We start from the raw sequence: 17,712 nt of genomic DNA, 5'->3' as shown, positions 1-17,712 counted from the left end.
CATTTATTTGCCATGCGGACCCCAGCGCGGTGCCCGTGGCGAGCGCGCATGCGGCGCGGCACATGACTTCCGTCAGTATCGGCCGATGACTTCCGGCACTTCGTGGACTGCCACACAGCCGGCAGGCTACGCATCAGACGTGTATGTCATTGTGGGACCGGATGGCAGCGCTTATCCTTCCGGGTTCTTTAGATCACGCGGGACACAGGCAATGGCGATGAATTTCGAGCAGGCTCGGGCCAACATGGTGGAAAACCAGGTACGCCCGTGGGAAGTACTGGACGGCCGCGTGCTCGACGTGATCAGCCGCGTGCAGCGCGAGGATTTCGTGTTGCCGGAGCATCGCCAACTGGCCTACGCCGACCTGTGCCTGCCGATCGGGCACGACGAGGTGATGATGAAACCGGTGGTCGAAGGTCGCGTGCTGCAGGCGCTCGATCTGCAGCCGACCGATCATGTACTGGAAATCGGCACCGGTTCGGGCTACCTCAGTGCCTGCCTGGCAAGCCTGGCGGCACAGCTGACCAGCGTGGACATCCATGCCGATTTCACGGCCGCCGCCTCGCAGCGCCTGCGTGATGCCGGCATGACCAATGTCAGCCTGGCAACCGGCGAAGCCGTCCACGCCTGGCAACCGGATGAACTGTTCGATGCCCTGGTGGTGACCGGTGCGGTCGCGGAGATTCCCGCGCGCTGGCTGGCCTGGCTCAAACCGGGCGGGCGTGCACTGATCGTGCGCGGTCAATCCCCGGCACAGCGCGCCACCTTGCTGACCCACGAGGATGCCGGCCGCTACCGCGAAGAAGCGCTGTTCGAGACCGACCTTCCCTACCTGACCCATGCCGAACCGGCCGCACGGTTCATTTTCTGATTCAGCCCCCGACCGATTGACACGAGGCTTTCCATGCACCTGAAGCTGCTCACCCTGGCCCTGGCTCTGGCCGCCGTATCGTTGCCCAGTCACGGTGAGGACCTGGTTGATGCCTATCGCGACGCCCGTGCCAACGACCCGGTGCTCGCGCAAGCCGATGCCACCCGGCTGGCCACCAGCGAAGGTGTACCGCAGGCGCGCGCCCAGCTGTTGCCGCAGATCGGCGCGTCGCTCTCGTTGTCGCAAACCAACAATGGCCAGAGCGGATTCAACCAGAGCGGATTCGGCACGGGCACGGACAACTATTTGTGCAGCGGCATTGCTGCGGGCGTCGGCAACTACAATTGCACCGGCCCGCTCGCGTCCGGTGGCGCCCAGGCGGACACTGGTCATGTGCGCACGCGCAGCATCAACGGCACGCTGAGTCAGACCGTCTTTGACTTCAGCAAGTACGCCAATCTCAAGGCTGCACACTCGGCCGCGGACGCACAGGACGCGACCTACCAGGCCGCTGCGCAGAACCTGCTGGTGCGGGTCACTGCCGCTTACTTCACCGTACTCAACGACGAAGACCAGCTGACCTTCGCCAAGGCCAACGAGGACGCTTTCAAGCGCCAGTACGACCAGGCTGACCAGCAGTACAAGGTCGGGCTTTCGGCGATCACCAACGTGTACCAGGCCAAGGCCTATTACGAGAACGCCAAGACCCAGACGATTGCCGCGCAGAACACGCTCGACAACGACAAGGAAGCACTGCGGGTGATCACCGGCAAGCCGGTCGGCGAGCTGAAGAAGCTGCGCGACGACCTGCCGATGCAGCCGCCGGCGCCGAACGACCCGGAGGCCTGGGTGAAGCAGGCCATGCAGAGCAATCCCACGCTGCAGGCACAGAAGGACAACGTGGAGACCGCCGAACACAACATCACCGCGGCACGCTCCGGCCATCTGCCCACCATCACGGCCAGCGTCAATTACGGCAAGAGCAACAGCTGGTACCAGAATCCCGTCACCATCGGTTCCAACCGACCGGCTTCCACCACCGTCGGACTCACCCTGAACGTGCCGATCTTCTCCGGTGGTGCAACCCAGTCGCGCGTGCGCCAGTCCATCTATCAGCGTGACGCAGCAACCGACGCGATGGAACTGCAGCGTCGCCAGGTGGTGCAGAACACGCTCAACTACTACCGCTCGGTCTTGGCCGGCATCTCGCAGGTCGAATCAGGCAAGGCCTCGGTCGAGTCCGGCCAGAAGGCGCTGGAAGCGACGCGCGCAGGCTTCGAGGTGGGTACGCAAACCTTCACCGACGTGTTGCTGGCGATCCAGACGCTGACCCAATCGGAGAGCGCGTACTCGCAGGCGCGCCACCAGTTCATCCTGAACAAGCTGCTGCTGCAGCAGGCCGCCGGAACGGCCGATTTCAAGGACATCCAGGAGATCAACGCGCTGCTGCAGTAATGCACGCCACCGATCGGCGGCCTATTCCTGCAGCAGGCCGTCGATCAATTGCATCACCCGCTTCACCGCACCGCGCTCGCGTTCGAAAACCTGCTGCGCCGCCACGCCCATCTGCTCCCGTCGGGCAGGATCGAGCAACAGCCTCAGCACTTCCGGGCCAAGCTGCGCGGCATCGGACACCACCTCCGCACCACCTTGCCCGATCAGGCTGCGGGTGATCTCCTCGAAATTGAAGGTATGCGGCCCGACCAGCACCGGCACCGAAAGCGCCGCCGGTTCCAGCACGTTGTGGCCGCCGATCGGTACCAGGCTGCCGCCCACGAATGCCACGTCGCTGCCCGCGAAGAACGGCATGAGCTGACCCATCGCGTCAATGACACAGACCTGGTGCGTCGTCGCCGGCACACCATCGGCGCTGCGCGTGGCGACACTGAAGCCCAGGCTGCGCGCGGCGTGCTCGACCAGGCGGAAGCGCTCCGGGTGGCGCGGCGCCAGCAGCAGCAGCGCATCCGGCAATCGCCGCAGCACATGCAGGTGCGCCTCGAGCACTTCCAGGTCCTCGCCCTCGTGGGTGCTGGCGGCCATCCATACGGGGCGTCGGGAACCCCACTGTTCACGCATCTCCACCCCGGCGGCCAGCACGGCGGCGGGTATCGGCATGTCAAACTTCATGTTGCCGCTGACCAGGATTTTCTGGGGGTCGGCGCCCAGCAAACGATAGCGTGCGGCATCCGTGCGTGACTGCGCTGCAATCTGGTCCACGCAGCGCAGCGCGGAGCGGGCCAGTCCGCGCATCGGCTTGTATCCGCGCATCGAGCGCTCGGACAGGCGTGCATTGACGATCATCAGCGGAATGCCGCGCCGCCGGCAGGCAAAGTAGAGATTGGGCCAGATCTCGGTCTCCACGATCAGCGCCAGCCGCGGCCGTATCCGGTTCATGAAGCGGCGCACCGCAAACGGGAGGTCGTACGGCAGATACACGTGAAACACGCTGTCACCAAACAACTGCTGCACCCGCGCGGTGCCCGTCGGGGTGACCGTGGTGATCACTACCGGCGCCTTCGGATAGTCGCGCTGCAAGGCTTTGATCAGCGGCTCCGCGGCGTTCACCTCGCCCACGGAAACCGCGTGCACCCACAAGCTGCCGCGAATGCCGGGGTCATCGAAAAATCCGAAACGCTCCGGCCAACGGCGGTGATACGGTCGCGAACGCAAGCCACGCGCAAGCAACCGGAGCACCAGCAGCGGGGTCACGAGAAACATGGCCAGGGTATACAGGAGGCGCAACGTCGAATCCTTGCAATCAACGCGCGAGTATAGCGAGAGCAGCCGATGCAAGCCCGGGCGCAAACAGCCCGGTACAATGCCGACGATGCCCGGCATGCCTCGTCCCGAATTCAATCGATCTCTGCTCGCCCCGCGTCACTGGCCGGCGTGGCTCGGGGTGGCCGTGATCTGGCTGGTCGCGCAGTTGCCCCAGGCGGCATCGCTGTGGCTTGGTCGCCGCTTCGGTGCGCTGGTGCTGCGAATACCGTCGGCGCGACGGCGCATTGCCGCCGCCAACATCGCGCTGTGCTACCCCGAACTCGATTCAGCCGAACGCGACGCGCTGGTCGACGCCAACCTTCGCGATATCGGACTGATGCTGGTGGAGTTCGCGCTGGGCTGGATGACCAGTGATCGCCGCATGGCTTCCATCGCCACCCGCATGGAGGGGCTCGAACACCTCGAACAGGCCCGCGCCCAGGGCAAGGGTGTGCTGCTGGTGGGTGGCCATTTCTCGCATCTGGAACTGTGCGCGCGACTGGTATCCCAGCGCATCCGCATCGCCGGCATGTACCGGCGCATGGATTCGAGCGTGTTCGAATGGGTGGTGCTGCGTGCGCGACTGCACTATGCCGCGGCCATGTTCGACAAGGACGACATCCGCGGCACCGTGAAGTACCTGCGCAGTGGCGGCACACTCTGGTACGCCCCGGATCAGGACATGCGCAGCAAGGACACCGTATTCGTGCCGTTCTTCGGCGTACCCGCAGCCACCATCACCGCCACCCACCATCTGGCACGCCTGTCGGGCGCCGTGGTCATCCCGTTCTTCCATCGGCGCCTGCCGGGCAATCAGGGTTACGTACTGCGGCTGGGCGCGCCGCTGGCGGATTTTCCCGGTCCCGACGTGCTGCACGATACCGCGCGGGTCAACGCATGCATCGAGCAAATGGTGCGCGAAGCCCCCGAGCAATACCTGTGGGTACACAAGCGATTCAAGACCCGGCCCGAAGGGCAGCCACCGGTCTACTGATCGCGCCCTGCACGGCTGCCCTCGCCTCGGCGCGCTTCGTGCAACTTGGCATATTTCAGGAACGCGTAGAACGCGTGGACTCGCGCGGCGATGAAGCCGGCCCAACCCGAGCGCCAATGTCCACGCAAGAAATAGAACCGGGTGAAGGCGACCATCGGGTAGGCCACCATCCGCAGCCGCAACCAGGAGGTGGAGCGCTGACCCAGATCCGCCAGTTGCAGACTGGAATAGCGATTGGCCTTGGCCACGCGACCGGCGATATCGGGCTCACCGTAGTGATCGATGACGATGTCGAGCACGCCGATCGAACCTTCGACCTGTACCGACTCGTGCACCTCATGCCCGCTCATGCGCGCACGCTTCCGATCGAACAGCCGCACATAGTGGTTGAGCCGTGCCTGTGACGATTGCCAGCGCCAGAACTGCCATTCGCGCCGCCACAACTGGTAACCGGCGTGCACGGGCGCGTTCAATGTCTGTCGCAACAAGACGGCAGCATTCGCCGGCAACGACTCGTCCGAATCCAGCAGCAGCACCCAACGATGGTTGGCGAGATCGATCGCCGCCTGCTTCTGTGCGCTGTAGCCGGCGAACGGCTGCGCGTGGACACGCGCCTTGTGGTGCGCGGCGATGGCCAGGGTCGCATCGGTCGAACCGGAGTCCAGCACCACGAGCTCGTCGGCCCAGGCCACGCTGCGCAAGCATGCGTCGAGCGTATCGGCACTGTTGAACGTGGTCACCACGACCGACAGCCGCTCACGCTCCATCGTGGCTATCCCGAGGGTGTGCTTTCTTGAGCAATCCGGCAGGGACATCGGTTTCTGCTGTGCCGGCAGGGATGCCGGCAACGAACAAGCTGGCGCACCACAAGCCGAGCAGCCACGCAAACAACAATCCCCACCACGCCGAGTAGAACGCCAGATGGGAGTTCAGCGGAAACAGCATCACCCCCAACGCCAGCGTCACCGGGAAAGCGCGTGCGCGTGCGGCCGCTCCCACACGTCGCCATGCCCGCCAAGCCCATGCCACCGCGGCCAACCACAGCAGCAGGCCGAGCGCACCCGTTCCGGTGAGTATCTCCAGCACCAGCTGGTGCGGGTGGCACGCGCCCTGCCCCACGCCGCAGGCTTCGCCGGAAACCACAAAATGGTCGTCGGCCGGCGCGTAGTGCGGATACGCATAGCGGAAGCCTCGCACCCCCACGCCGTTGACGGGATGCGCCGCGATCATGTTGACGCTGGCGTTCCAGATATCGAGCCGGCCGCTGAACGCGGTATCCACGGATTGATCAGTGCCCTGCAGCACCAGCAGCGTGCGAGCCATCCGGTCGTGGAATCGCGGCGAGGTTTTCCAGGCGATTTCGCCGGCCAGCGCCAGAATGACCGCGGCCACCACGCAACAAAGCATGAAGCGCCACGCGGAGCGCAGTTCATGCCAGGCGAACCCCAGAAGCACGAGCACGTAGCACAGCCACGCCGAGCGAGAGCCCGCCAGAAGCACCGGCCCCAGCACCAGCACGCTGGCCAGCAGCAGACCGGCACGTCCCCAACGTTGTCGCGCTGCCCACAATGCGAACGGCGACAGCACGGCCAGGGTCGGCCCCAGCTTCAGGTTGTCCGCACCGAAGATGCCGGAAACGCGTTCGGCCTCGGGGTGCCCGCCGAGGCTCCATCCGGTGAATGCCTGCAACCAGGCATCGGCGCACCACAGCGCGAGCACCGCGGCGACGGCCATGTACAGCGCGTGCAGCTTGCCCTCCCGGCGTATCGCAAAACAGGCGTACAGCCCCAGCGGCACGTAGCGGAGCAAGCCCGCCACCGTACCCCAGCTCTTGCCGGGCCGAATCGCATCGACAGCCGAAAACAGGGCTGCCGCCACGTAGGCAGCCAGCAACCACAACAGCAATTGCGCGCCAGGATGTTGATGCAATGCCCGGGGATCGCGCGCGAACAGCATGATGACGCCGAGCAGGCACAGGAAGGTACCCAGTTCGGCACTGCGACCGAACGGCAGCAGCGCGATCACCAGCCAGAACGGCAGCAGCGGTGAACGCAGTGCGCCCTTGAGCGAAACGGTGAGAGAATTCATGCACGAACCGGGGCGATGAAGTTCCGAGCATTGTAGGCGACCGCCAGGCTGGGCGAACTCCAGGAACGCCCTTATCTATTTCAGAACACGCGGCCAGCCTGCCTTCGCCGGCGCGCCACCCGGCGTGAGCAGACCCAGCCGGTGACGCCTGCGTTGAATGGGTCGTAGCATCCCTAGCGCTGCAGCTGACTCACTTCTTCGTACAGTGCGAGGGTGGCGCGCTGCATGTCGCTGAGCCGGTAACTCTGCAGCGGCGGAATCGGCGGCGCGACCCGCAGCAACTCCGCGGCACGCTCCACCAGCCGCTCGCGATCACCCAGCGGCACGCGGCCGGCCGGATAAAGCTCGGCCAGCAGTTCGCCGACGCCGCCATGGGCATAGCCCAGGACCGGCCGGCACAGCGACAGCGCCTCGACCACCGTGCGCCCGAATGATTCGGGTTTGTTCGAAAGCTGCAGCACCAGTGCCGAGACCGCGTAGATGTCGCGGATATCATCGCGTGGCGGCGACAGCACGACCTGCGAGGTCACCCCGCGCAGGCGGATCAGTTCCTGCAGCTCGGCCACGTAGGCCTCGCGGCCGGGCTCGATCACACCCAGCAGCAGCAGGCGCGCCTCGATGCCGCGGCGCTTCAGGTCGGCCAGCAACTCGATCGCATCATGATGGCCTTTCAGGCGCGTACCGCGGGCCGGCATGGTCAACAGCGGCGCGCCGTTCAAAGCCGGAAACTCGGCAAAAAAAGCCTTGTGCCAGGCGTCGTCCGGCCGATGTCCGTAGGGGAAGGCTTGCGGATCGATACCGCGTGGAATCACCCGTACCCTGGACGGTTCCAGCCAGCGATAGTGGCTGAGCACGTAGTCGCGCAGGGTCTGCGAGACAACCACCACGCGTTCGCCGCGCAACAGGATCGCACTGTAACGCCCCGGCGAATTGAAGCCGTGCACCGTGGTGACAAAGTGCGGCCGCGGGGCCATGCCCTTGAGTGCCCACCAACCCATCCACGCCGGCAACCGCGAGCGCGCATGCACGATGTCGGGCTTGATCTCGCGAAGAATCCGACGCAGTGCGCCGAGCCGACCCAGCGTGCTGAGCGACTTGCGTCCCAGATCCAGCGTGATGTGTTCGCTACCCTCGGCCTGCAGCTGCTGCACCAGGCGCCCGCCCGCGGAAATCACCACCGAACGATGCCCCGCGTTGACCAGCGCACGCGCAATCTCCAGCGCCGAACGCTCCGCACCGCCGGAGCGCATTGCGGGGATCAGCTGGATCACGGTCAGCAATTTGGCGGGAGCGGCAATGCTGGACATGAGCTCAGGGCTGGAGGCTTTCATGGCAAGAACAAAGCAAAAAAAATGCCACGGCTCGTATCCGGTGCACCGTCGTGTTCAGTCGCGCAGGACGTAATGCGCGCCACAGTAGGCACAGGTTGACTCGCCGCCATCATCGACGATCGGCAGGTACACCTTGGGGTGCGAATTCCACAGCTCCATGCCGGGCATCGGACAGGACAGCGGCAAGTCGCTCCGCGTCACTTCATAACGATTTTCGGCATTTGCCGGCACCAAGGGCACGGTCGCGGCTAAAGAGGTCGGCATCGGCAAACTCCGGACAGGACAGAACAGCTAGCGGTAAATGGTAGCAGGCTGGTGGCGTGTGTCGGCAAACTGGTGACAGGGAAGAAAAATGCCTTGCCGGACTTCGCCAACAGGCGACCGGCCGGCCTATGATGCAAATGGGGATATCACTCACCACCTGGCGCATGACGCCGGATTCACGGCACCTGATCGAGGAGCAGACCATGGATTCCGCAAACATCGTTGCACGCATCAAGAATATCCTGAGCACACCCAAGACCGAGTGGCCGGTCGTCGCCGCGGAGCAGGCTACCGTCAGTGGCCTGTATACCGGGTATATCGCCATCGTGGCGGCACTGCCGGTGATTGCCCAATTCATCAAGGGCAGCCTGATCGGCACTAGCTTCCTTGGCGTCACCGTACGCAGCTCCATCGGCGCCGGCATCGGCCGGTTGGTGCTGAGCTACATCCTGTCGTTGGTGCTCGTCTACGTGGTGGCATGGATCATCAATGCATTGGCTGGAAGCTTCGGCGCCCAGGCGAACCAGGTGCAAGCGCTGAAAACCGTGGCCTACACCTGGACGGCGGCGTGGATTGCCGGCATCGCGGTGATCATCCCTTGGCTGGGCTTCCTGATCATGATCGCCGGCGGCATCTACAGCATCTACCTGCTGTATCTGGGGCTGCCGCACACCATGAAATGCCCGCCGGAAAAGGCGGCCGGCTATACCGCGGTCAGCGTCATCATCGCGATCGTGCTGGGCTGGATCGTCAGGCTGATCGTCGGACTGCTTTTCATCGGCACGATGGGCAGCGCCGCCATGAGCGGAATGCAGATCACCAACAGTCACGGCGACAAGGTCAGCATCGACGCCAACAGCGCCCTGGGCAAGCTTGCCGCAATGGGCCAACGCGCCGAGCAGGCAAGCAAGGAACTGCAGGCCGCGCAGGAATCCGGCGACAGCAAGGGGCAATCGGCGGCGATGGGCAAGATGATGGGAGCGATGTCGGGCAGCGACGGTACCGTGGAGGCACTGGCACCTGACCAGATCAAGGCATTCCTGCCCGACAGCATCGCCGGCATGAAGCGCACCAGCGTGTCAGCCAAGCGCAGCAGCGCGATAGGCATGCAGGTCTCCGAGGCCAGCGCCGACTACAACGATGACGACAACGAGCGCATCACGCTGGAGCTGAGCGATACCGGCGGCGCCAAGGGCTTCGTCGCGATGGCCGCGGCAATGGCGCCCGAAGAAGAGAAGGAAACCGAGCACGGCTACGAGAAGACCTACAGCGCCGGCGGCAACCTGGTGCACGAAGAATGGGACAACCAGTCCAAGTTCGGCGAGTACAGCGTGATCGTCGGCAAGCGCTTCACGGTCAAGGCCAGCGGCAACGCCGCCAGCATCGATCAACTCAAGCAGGCGGTGAACAGCGTCGATCTGGACAAGCTGGAATCGATGAAGGATGCCGGGGTGAAATCGGAGTAATCCGGCACGAACCCGGTGCCGTTCAGGGCAACAAGAACCGCGTCGGCAGTGGCGCGGTTCTTGTCGTGACCGAAACTACTGGCGCGCAGCGTCCGCCTTCGGTACCGAGCCTTCGGTGGTGATCCGGACATGGACTTCGTCGCTGACGTTCGGCACGTAGGCGCCGACACCGAAGTCCGAACGCTTCAGGCTGGTCGTGGCGTCGAAGCCGATCGATGGCGTCTTGCTCATCGGGTGCGGGCCAACCCGGTTGAGCGTCGCATCCAGCACCACCTGCCGGGTCACGCCGTGCACGGTGAGCTCGCCGGTGACCTTGAATTTGTGCTCGCCGAGCGGTTCGACCTTGGTGCTCTTGAAAGTGATCACCGGGTACTTCGCCGCATCGAAGAAATCGGGCTTCTTGAGGTGGCTGTCCAGCGCCTCGACGTGGGTGTCCAGCTTCGCCAGCGGCAGGGTCACCTCCACGCTGGACTGCGCCGGATTCTCTTCGTCGAACACGACCGTGCCCTGGCCCAGGCCGATGTCGGCGGTGGGATTGGAGTACCCGAAATGATTCCAGCTGAACAGCACCATCGTGTGATTCGGATCCAGCTTGTAGGTCACCGGTGCGGCTTGCACCGACACCGCGGCGCCCAGCAGAGTGGCTAGGGCAAGGTATTTCAATGGGGACATGACTCAGGACTCCGTGGGGGTGGTGGTCGGCGGCGGTCGAAGGTGAGCCAGGGATTGGTCGAAACGGCCCTGCTCGTCAGTCGCCGGATGATCATGCGGTTGATCGATGTCGCGGACGGGAGATCACACCGACAACAGCTTTGCGTTGTGGCAGTGTATAGCCCGGCGCCGAAAGAAGGGCGTCAAGACGGGGAACGCACTGTGTCCATGGGTGAAACAATCTCGCGACCCCCGCGCCCATGCTGAGTCTGGACGGCGAGTGCTGGGTCATCACCGACGAGGCCGCCGGCAATCAGCGCCAGGCATTGGCGTTGGCGGAACAGCTGGGGATGGCAAGCCGGCACCTGGTGCTGGAACCGCGACCGCCGTGGTCGTGGCTGGCGCCTCGGCTGATGCTGGGTGGGCGACTGGCCCTGCCTGCTGCCCAGCGCACATGGTTTGCCCCACCCTGGCCGACCGTCGCGATCGGTTGCGGCCGAGCTGCCGCCCTGTTCACGCGCATGTTGCGACCGCTGTCGGCAGGCCACTGTCATACCGTGCAGATTCTCGATCCGCGACTGGACCCCGGCTTGTGGGACACGGTGATCGCACCGCGGCATGACGGCCTTGAAGGCGCCAATGTGCTGCGCCCGCTCGGGTCGCTCAACACCGTGGATGATCAGTGGCTGGCCGACGGCCGCGACGCCTGTTCGCACTTCGAGGAGCTTCCGCAACCGCGTGTGGGCGTGCTGCTGGGCGGGCCACGTCGTGGCATCGCGCTGGACGCCGGCTATGCCCGCGCGCTGGGCATGCGGCTGCTCGAACGTCGGCGCCAGGAAGGCGGCAGCCTGCTGGTGCTGGCCTCGCGCCGGACTCCCGCCGCGCTGATCGAGACCCTGCGCCCCATGCTCGGGGGTATTCCGGGCCTGCTCTGGGCCGGGCGCGCGGATGGCCCCAACCCCTATCCCGGCGTGCTTGGCTGGGCCGATCGCCTGGTGGTCACGCCCGATTCGGTGAACATGCTCTCCGAGGCCTGCGCCGTGGGTTGCCCGGTTCTCACGTTTGCAAACGAGCCGCTACCGGCAAAGATCCTGCGCTTTCACCAGGCACTGCGCGATGCCGGCCTGTTGCACGATGTGGATTCGCCAGGTTCGGCGGCACAGTCACCACTGCGCGAAACGATGCGCATCGCCGCGCTGGTCCGTGCGCGGATCGGCGCGCCGCTGCCGTCACCCGACTGACTCGGCACTTCGGAACCGACCGATCACGCGCCCGCGCGACTCACGTCCGGCGGCTCAGGAATCCGGGTGAATCCAGCGCAGCTGACCTGCCGCGAGCAAGGTGTCGAGTTGCGCTGCGAACGGGCGCTGCAGGATCTCGGCCGAAATCGGCGTCGTCACCAGCAAGCCCACGCACCGGTTTCGCCCGAGATGCTTGGCGCGATACAGCGCAAGATCCGCCAGCTCGATGGCGGCATCGAAGGTCGTTCTGTCGGCACGACTGGCCAGCGGATGCATGCTGAATCCGATCGAGCAAGTCAGCCGGAGCACGCCGCCGCGACCATCCTGGAAATCCCTTTGCGCAATGTCGCGACGCAGCCGTTCGGCGATGAGCATGGCGCCAGCGGCATCGACATCCTGCAGCAACAACAGGAATTCCTCGCCACCCCAGCGCACGGTGATGTCGCTTTCGCGGCGCAGCGCAGCAAGCTTGGCGCCGAGCTCACGCAAGACCGAATCACCCACCGCATGACCGTAGCTGTCGTTGATCTGCTTGAAATGGTCGATGTCGATCTGCAACACGCCGATGCGGGTATCGCCCGAAAGCACGCTCGGCAGTTGCGCCATCAGGTAACGCCGGTTGTGCAATGCGGTCAGCGTGTCGGTGTGGCTTTCCTCGGCCAGCGCGAGGTTGGTGACACGCAGGCGCTCCAGCGCCCGCGACAGTTCGCCGGTACGTCGCTCGACCTGCTCCTCCAGCCACGCATTGCGGCGACGCTGTCGGCGCATGCTCGAGCGCACCAGCAGGTAGGCCAGCAGGCAGAATGCCAGCAAGGCGGCGGCGCGCACATCCGTGCGCTCATACCAGAGTGGCCTGACCTGGATGCTGATGCTCGCCTCGGGCCCATATCCGGCGGCGCCCGGCAACGTGGCGGCTACCCGAAACCGGTAATTCCCCGCTGGCAGATGCGTGTAAAAGGCCTCACGCCGAAGGTCGGCGTTCTGCCAGACCTTGTCGTAGCCATCCAGCCGATAACGAAAGCGCAAGGTACCCGTGCTCAGGTAAGGGGCGGTGTAGTTGATGGTCAGATCGCGCGTGCCGTCATTCAGCCCGAAGGACGATCCGAAGAAGGTCTTGCCATCGTGCTCGACGGACACCACGGTCGCCGGGGGAGCGGTCGGCAATGCGCCGAGCGCACGCGTATCCAGGCCGAGTATGCCGTTGGTGGTGCTGTACCAGATGACATGTCCGTCGACCGCACTGCGCGAGCTGGCGCCGCCGTTGCAGCAACGCAGATTGTTGACGCTGGTGGCTCGCTGCTCGCCGACCAGCCGTTGTGGCGATACCACGCGTTCGGGCGACCCCGGTACGGGCAGTTCGGCGAGAGGGAGCCGCCACGCACCCACGACCGAGCTGACGTAAAGCTCGTCGCCAAGCAGATTGAAGATCCACGCATTGTTGCTGGGCAGGCCCTCCTTCTCGGTGGTCATGCGCAGGCGGCCGTTGACCACCACTCCCATGCCCGCGTCGCCGGTGGCCACCCCCAGCATGCCGGGCTTGATCATCGCCAGGCGCGTCACGAAACGCCCGTGCAACGGCTTGGCCCATGCTGGCTCGGTGATTTCGCCGTCATGCCATTCGCGCACACCGTCTTCGGTGCCCAGGTACAAGTGGTCGGGCGTCAACGGCAGGATCGAGCGAATGATGGCTTCCGCCGTCGAGGCGTCCGGGTCGGCGCGGGTCAGTTTGCCGTGTCGCCAGCGATACAAACCGCCGGAGGTGCCAATCCAGAAATCGTCCGGGGCCACTTCCCGAACGTCGTCGATGCGCCAACTGCGCAGCACGGACAATGCCGCAGGTGTGACATCGCGACCCTGATCGAACACCGCGATGCCACCGCGGGTACCCACCCACAAACGGCCTCGTCGATCGTAGTAAAGCTCGTACGCTGACGGGTTGGGCAAGGCACTGCCTGGAATCAGCGTCCTGACATGCTTGCCGTCGAACACTTCCACGTCCGAATTGGTGCCGAACACGATTTTTCCATCGGGCGCCTTCACCACGCTCCACACCAGCGGATCGGCAACCCCGTCGCGCACCGACACCTGCCGTGTCCAACCGTTCCAGACCCGGTACAAGCCGAGGGTATGCGTGCCCAGCCACAGGTTGCCGCTGCGATCCTCGTACAGCACCTGCACCCACGGGCGCTGCGCGATGTCCTCGTCACCCACCCGCTCGAGGGTGCCGTCAGGCAGCCGTCGATACAACGCTTCCACGGTGCCGATCCACAACACGCCATCGCTGTCGGTGAGCAGGCTCTCGATCGCGGTGGAGTCCAGTTCGGCGCCCAGCCCGGCTGGCACCAGCCGGTCGCCATCCATACGCATCAACCCGCGCTGGGTACCCAGCCATAGCTGCCCCTTCTGCAAGGCCAGATGCCGTACGATGACGCTCTGTTGCTCCGCATCGACCACGACGCAGCGCGGCGCCGCCGAGTGGACTTTGTCGTCACGCCGACATACGCGGCCGACCCCGCCGATCCACAGTGTCGAATCCTCGCGCAGCAGGCTGAACGCCGGCCCGTCATAGCCCTCCACCGGCTCGACGCGGCCATCCTTGACGCGCTTCAGTCCATCCGTGGTGGCAAGCAAGGGAGTGCCGTCGCCGGCATCGATGATCTCGTTGACGGCGGGCCCGCCCAGTGAGGTGAACTGGCCGTCGCGCTCGCGCAGTACGCCATGGGTGCCGCCGAACCAGACGCCACCCTGCGGGTCCGCCCAGGCAACTCCCAGCATGCCGGTATCGACGCCGGTGGTCGCGCGGTCATAAGTCACGAAACGTGAGCCGTCGAAGCGCGCGACCGCCGATTGCGTGCTGACCCAGAGGTATCCGGCACGATCCTCGGTCATGTCGAGCACGGTGATCTGCGGCAAGCCCTGCTCGACACTCCAGTGATCGAGACCGTAGGAATAGAACGGCTGCTGCGGATTCATTGCCGCGGCCGTGCGCATGCCGAGCAGGCATGCGACCAGGCCGAACGCGATCGCGACCCGCGCGCACGCCTTCTTCTTCCATGTCGCGTGATCAGTCATCCCGCTGTTACGTCCCCCAGTTCGCTTGATGTTGCCTGTCCGCTGACCGGCGTTCAAGTTTCGCCAGCCAGCCATGCTTCGGTACGGCTCACCCGGATGATGCGACCGGACCATCGCCGGGGGCAAAGCCGAAGCCAAGCGCATCGGTGATTTCGCGCACACCGTCACATAGATGTTGCAATGATGCATCACGCGGCGTGATGCGTGAACGCAAATCAAGCGTGCAGGCCAGCGCACGTTGCAAAAGGTGGGCATGGGCATGGGCCAGGGCTGCGGCTTGCCTGTCATCGAGCAAACCGGCGGCACGGCATGCCTCGATCAACTTCGCGTTGGCGGTGACCTTCAGCAACTCGGGATGCGCTTCCGCGTGCGCCAGCACCAACCCCTGCAGCGCGAATTCGATGTCGAGCAGGCCGCCGTGGCCCTGCTTCAGATCAAACTGGTGCTGGTCGGAACGGTCGCGTTCGGCGCGCCAGCGTTGGCGCATGCTGCTGACCTCGGTCAATACCGTGGCACGCACTCGCGGCGCGCCCAGGATCGTGCGGCGCACCTTGGCCAGCTCCTGATGAAGCGCGGGATCACCCGCCACCGGACGTGCGCGCAGCAGCGCCTGATGTTCCCATGTCCAGGCACGACTCTGCTGGTAGGCAATGAATGCCTCCAGGCTGCTCACCAGCAGGCCTTTGGAACCGTCCGGTCGCAGCCGTGTGTCCACCTCGTACAAGCGCCCGGCGCGGGTCAGCATGGTGAGCCAGTTCATCACGCGCTGTGCCAGTCGCTGATACCAGCGGAATCCTTCCAGTGGCCGCTCGCCATCGCTCATGACCTGCGCGCGGCTGCCATCGAAAACGAAAACCAGGTCCAGGTCGGAGGCAAAGCCCAGCTCCTCGCCGCCGAGGCTGCCGTAGCCGAGCACCGCAAAACCGGAGCCTTCGCCGGGCAACCGTCCGTGCCGGGAAATCAGGTCGCGCTCGGCCAGCGCCAGCACCGCGCCCACCACCGACTCGGCCAGCGCGGCGAGGCGACGGGCGGTGGCAACCGCCTCGACGCGGTCATCGTTGAACGCCAGGCCGAGGCGAAAGGCCGTGGACGAGCGGAACTCGGTGATCCGCTCCAGCTCGGTCTCCGCATCGCGCTCGTCCAGCGTACCCAGCACGCGCGTGATCTCGGCGGCGATATCCGCGCGCCGGAACGGCAGTTGATCGATGCGAGGGTCGAGCACATCGTCCAGCAGCAGCGGCTGCGCGATCACGCGCTCGGCCAGAAACGCGCTGTCGGCGAACAACCGGACCAGCCGCTGGCGCGCCGCCGGCTGCTCGTCCAGCAAGGCGAGATAAGACGATCGCCGGGCGACCGCCTGCATCAACCGGCACAGGCGAAGCAGACTGGACACCGGCGCCGGCGTAGCGCGAGCGGCGCCGAGCAGCTGCGGCAACAAGCGGTCCAGCCGCTCCCGCGAGCGTGGCGACATCGCCCGCACCTGCGAGGCCTGCGGCAGCTTCAGCAGGGCATCGGCCAACTCGGTCGCCGGCACGAAACCGGAGGCCTCCAGCGTGGCCACGTCGAGCGACTCGTCGCAAGCCAGTTCCCACAAGCGCACGTCGGCCACCGGCGCGCCCGTGGTCCGGCCGTGGTCAGGCATCAACACGGCAGCGAACTCCTCGCTGACAATGGCACGTTGCGTCATCAGCGCCTGGTTGAGCAGGTCCCAGTCCGCGTAATCCAGACTCAGCGCGATACGCTCACGACTCAAGCCATCGTCGGGAATGTCGTGGGTCTGCGCGTCACGCAGCATCTGCACCCGGTTTTCGACCCGACGCAGCAGCAGGTAGGCTTCGCGCAGACGCCGCGCGCGGCGGGCGCCGATGTGCCCACGCGCCTCGCAGGCCGCCAGCGCCGGCAGCAAGCCGCGCACGCGAAGGGAAGGCTCGCGGCCGCCACGAATCAATTGCACCAGCTGCACAATGAATTCGATCTCGCGGATGCCGCCGGGACCCAGCTTGAGGTTGTCGGCCAGGTCCTTGCGTGCCACTTCGGCGTCGATCAGCACCTTCATTTCGCGCAAGCCGGCGAAGGCGGTGTAGTCGAGATACTTGCGATAGACGAACGGCCGCAGCAGCTCCTGCAGTTGTTTGCCCGCCGCACGATCGCCAGCCACCAGACGCGCCTTGATCCATGCGTAACGCTCCCAGTCGCGCCCTTCGCTCTGGTAGTACTGTTCCATCGCGGCAAACGACAGCGCCAGGCGTCCGGACTGGCCAAACGGCCGCAGGCGCATGTCGACCCGGGCACAGATCCCGTCCATCGTCGGTTCGTTCAACAGCCGCACCAGCTGTCGACCGAGCCGAACGAAATACTCGCTGTTGTCGAGCGAACGGGCGCCATCGCTGTGCCCGCCCTGCGGATAGGCGAACAGCAGGTCGATGTCGGAGGAGAAGTTGAGCTCGCTGCCGCCCAGCTTGCCAAAGCCGAACACCAGCAGCCGCTGCAGCTCACCCTCCGCGTTGCGGCTGTGGCCGTAGCGGGCCGCCATCGCGTTGGTCGCCCACCCCAGCGCCGCCGACAGCAGGGATTCATACAGAACGCTGGTGGCCGACAGGGTCTCCGGCAGGTCGTCCAGGGCGTTGACGTCGCGGAACACCAGGCGCAAGGCCTCGGCATGACGAAAGCGGCGCAGCGTGGCCATGCAACCCGTCTCGTCGTCGGGCAGGGTCAGCGCACCCAGACGTGCACTCGCGTCATTGCCGGAGCGCAGCCGCTCCAGCCCCTGCGGCGAGAGCAAATCCGGCTGGCGGCACCAGACATCGAAGGCGAAGTCGCTGGCCAGCAGCGTACGGCGAATCCGTTCGGCCACACCGGCATCGTCATGCAGCGGCACGCCAGCGGCACGACAACGCGCGCTCAACTCGCGGTAGCGGTCGTCGATCAGGGCGCGCAGGTCGGCGGATTCGGGGTGGCTCATCGGGTCATTGTG

General features: G+C 65.4%; 13 protein-coding genes. 5 read left to right on the top strand and 8 right to left on the bottom strand.

Annotated elements, in window-relative coordinates; translation table 11 throughout:
• Positions 1-211 precede the first annotated feature (211 nt).
• Together AC0L58_RS01385 and AC0L58_RS01380 are read left to right on the top strand one after the other, a co-directional pair.
• Positions 212-871, top strand: a complete 660-nt coding sequence (locus AC0L58_RS01385; protein ID WP_473685940.1) for a protein-L-isoaspartate O-methyltransferase family protein — start codon at positions 212-214, stop codon at positions 869-871.
• A 33-nt stretch (positions 872-904) separates the two neighbouring features.
• The gene (locus AC0L58_RS01380; protein WP_473685938.1) at positions 905-2,326 is read left to right on the top strand and encodes a TolC family outer membrane protein; all 1,422 of its coding nucleotides are present in this window, start codon (positions 905-907) and stop codon (positions 2,324-2,326) included.
• Positions 2,327-2,347: 21 nt separating this feature from the next.
• On the opposite strand, the gene waaA is transcribed toward AC0L58_RS01380, so the two are convergent.
• Complete coding sequence (gene waaA / locus AC0L58_RS01375; protein ID WP_473688522.1) at positions 2,348-3,589, bottom strand: lipid IV(A) 3-deoxy-D-manno-octulosonic acid transferase; 1,242 nt, start codon at positions 3,587-3,589, stop codon at positions 2,348-2,350.
• Positions 3,590-3,707: 118 nt separating this feature from the next.
• Between waaA and lpxL the strand changes: the two genes are divergently transcribed.
• Positions 3,708-4,625: an LpxL/LpxP family Kdo(2)-lipid IV(A) lauroyl/palmitoleoyl acyltransferase gene (gene lpxL / locus AC0L58_RS01370; RefSeq protein ID WP_473685936.1), complete on the top strand. Its 918-nt coding sequence runs from the start codon at positions 3,708-3,710 to the stop codon at positions 4,623-4,625.
• Here the strand turns inward: lpxL and AC0L58_RS01365 are convergent.
• From AC0L58_RS01365 to AC0L58_RS01350, 4 genes are all read right to left on the bottom strand, one after another.
• Positions 4,619-5,392 carry a glycosyltransferase family 2 protein gene (locus tag AC0L58_RS01365; protein ID WP_473685934.1) on the bottom strand — a complete coding sequence of 258 codons (774 nt, stop codon included), beginning with the start codon at positions 5,390-5,392 and terminating at the stop codon, positions 4,619-4,621. The two genes, lpxL and AC0L58_RS01365, sit on opposite strands and share 7 nt — an antisense overlap.
• Positions 5,382-6,713, bottom strand: a complete 1,332-nt coding sequence (locus tag AC0L58_RS01360; RefSeq protein ID WP_473685932.1) for an O-antigen ligase family protein — start codon at positions 6,711-6,713, stop codon at positions 5,382-5,384. Before AC0L58_RS01360 ends, AC0L58_RS01365 begins: the two co-directional genes overlap by 11 nt.
• 173 nt (positions 6,714-6,886) lie before the next feature.
• Positions 6,887-8,020 carry a glycosyltransferase gene (locus AC0L58_RS01355; protein WP_473685930.1) on the bottom strand — a complete coding sequence of 378 codons (1,134 nt, stop codon included), beginning with the start codon at positions 8,018-8,020 and terminating at the stop codon, positions 6,887-6,889.
• Positions 8,021-8,098: 78 nt separating this feature from the next.
• Positions 8,099-8,308: a zinc-finger domain-containing protein gene (locus AC0L58_RS01350; RefSeq protein ID WP_473685928.1), complete on the bottom strand. Its 210-nt coding sequence runs from the start codon at positions 8,306-8,308 to the stop codon at positions 8,099-8,101.
• Between the two features lie 56 nt (positions 8,309-8,364).
• Here AC0L58_RS01350 and AC0L58_RS01345 point away from each other — a divergent pair, with 56 nt between their 5' ends.
• Positions 8,365-9,774 carry a Yip1 family protein gene (locus AC0L58_RS01345; protein WP_473685926.1) on the top strand — a complete coding sequence of 470 codons (1,410 nt, stop codon included), beginning with the start codon at positions 8,365-8,367 and terminating at the stop codon, positions 9,772-9,774.
• A gap of 75 nt (positions 9,775-9,849) precedes the next feature.
• On the opposite strand, the gene AC0L58_RS01340 is transcribed toward AC0L58_RS01345, so the two are convergent.
• The gene (locus tag AC0L58_RS01340) at positions 9,850-10,446 is read right to left on the bottom strand and encodes a YceI family protein (protein WP_473685924.1); all 597 of its coding nucleotides are present in this window, start codon (positions 10,444-10,446) and stop codon (positions 9,850-9,852) included.
• Between the two features lie 239 nt (positions 10,447-10,685).
• Between AC0L58_RS01340 and AC0L58_RS01335 the strand changes: the two genes are divergently transcribed.
• On the top strand, positions 10,686-11,666 hold the full coding sequence (locus AC0L58_RS01335; protein WP_473685922.1) for a mitochondrial fission ELM1 family protein: 981 nt from the start codon (positions 10,686-10,688) through the stop codon (positions 11,664-11,666).
• A gap of 54 nt (positions 11,667-11,720) precedes the next feature.
• On the opposite strand, the gene AC0L58_RS01330 is transcribed toward AC0L58_RS01335, so the two are convergent.
• On the bottom strand, positions 11,721-14,738 hold the full coding sequence (locus tag AC0L58_RS01330) for a diguanylate cyclase (protein ID WP_473685920.1): 3,018 nt from the start codon (positions 14,736-14,738) through the stop codon (positions 11,721-11,723).
• 88 nt (positions 14,739-14,826) lie between these two features.
• On the bottom strand, positions 14,827-17,700 hold the full coding sequence (gene glnE, locus AC0L58_RS01325; protein ID WP_473685918.1) for a bifunctional [glutamate--ammonia ligase]-adenylyl-L-tyrosine phosphorylase/[glutamate--ammonia-ligase] adenylyltransferase: 2,874 nt from the start codon (positions 17,698-17,700) through the stop codon (positions 14,827-14,829).
• Positions 17,701-17,712 lie beyond the last annotated feature (12 nt).

It is taken from the genome of Rhodanobacter sp. G2-10 (assembly GCF_055809185.1).
Note: the sequence above shows the minus strand (reverse complement) of the source record. Positions and strands in the feature narration are given on the sequence as shown.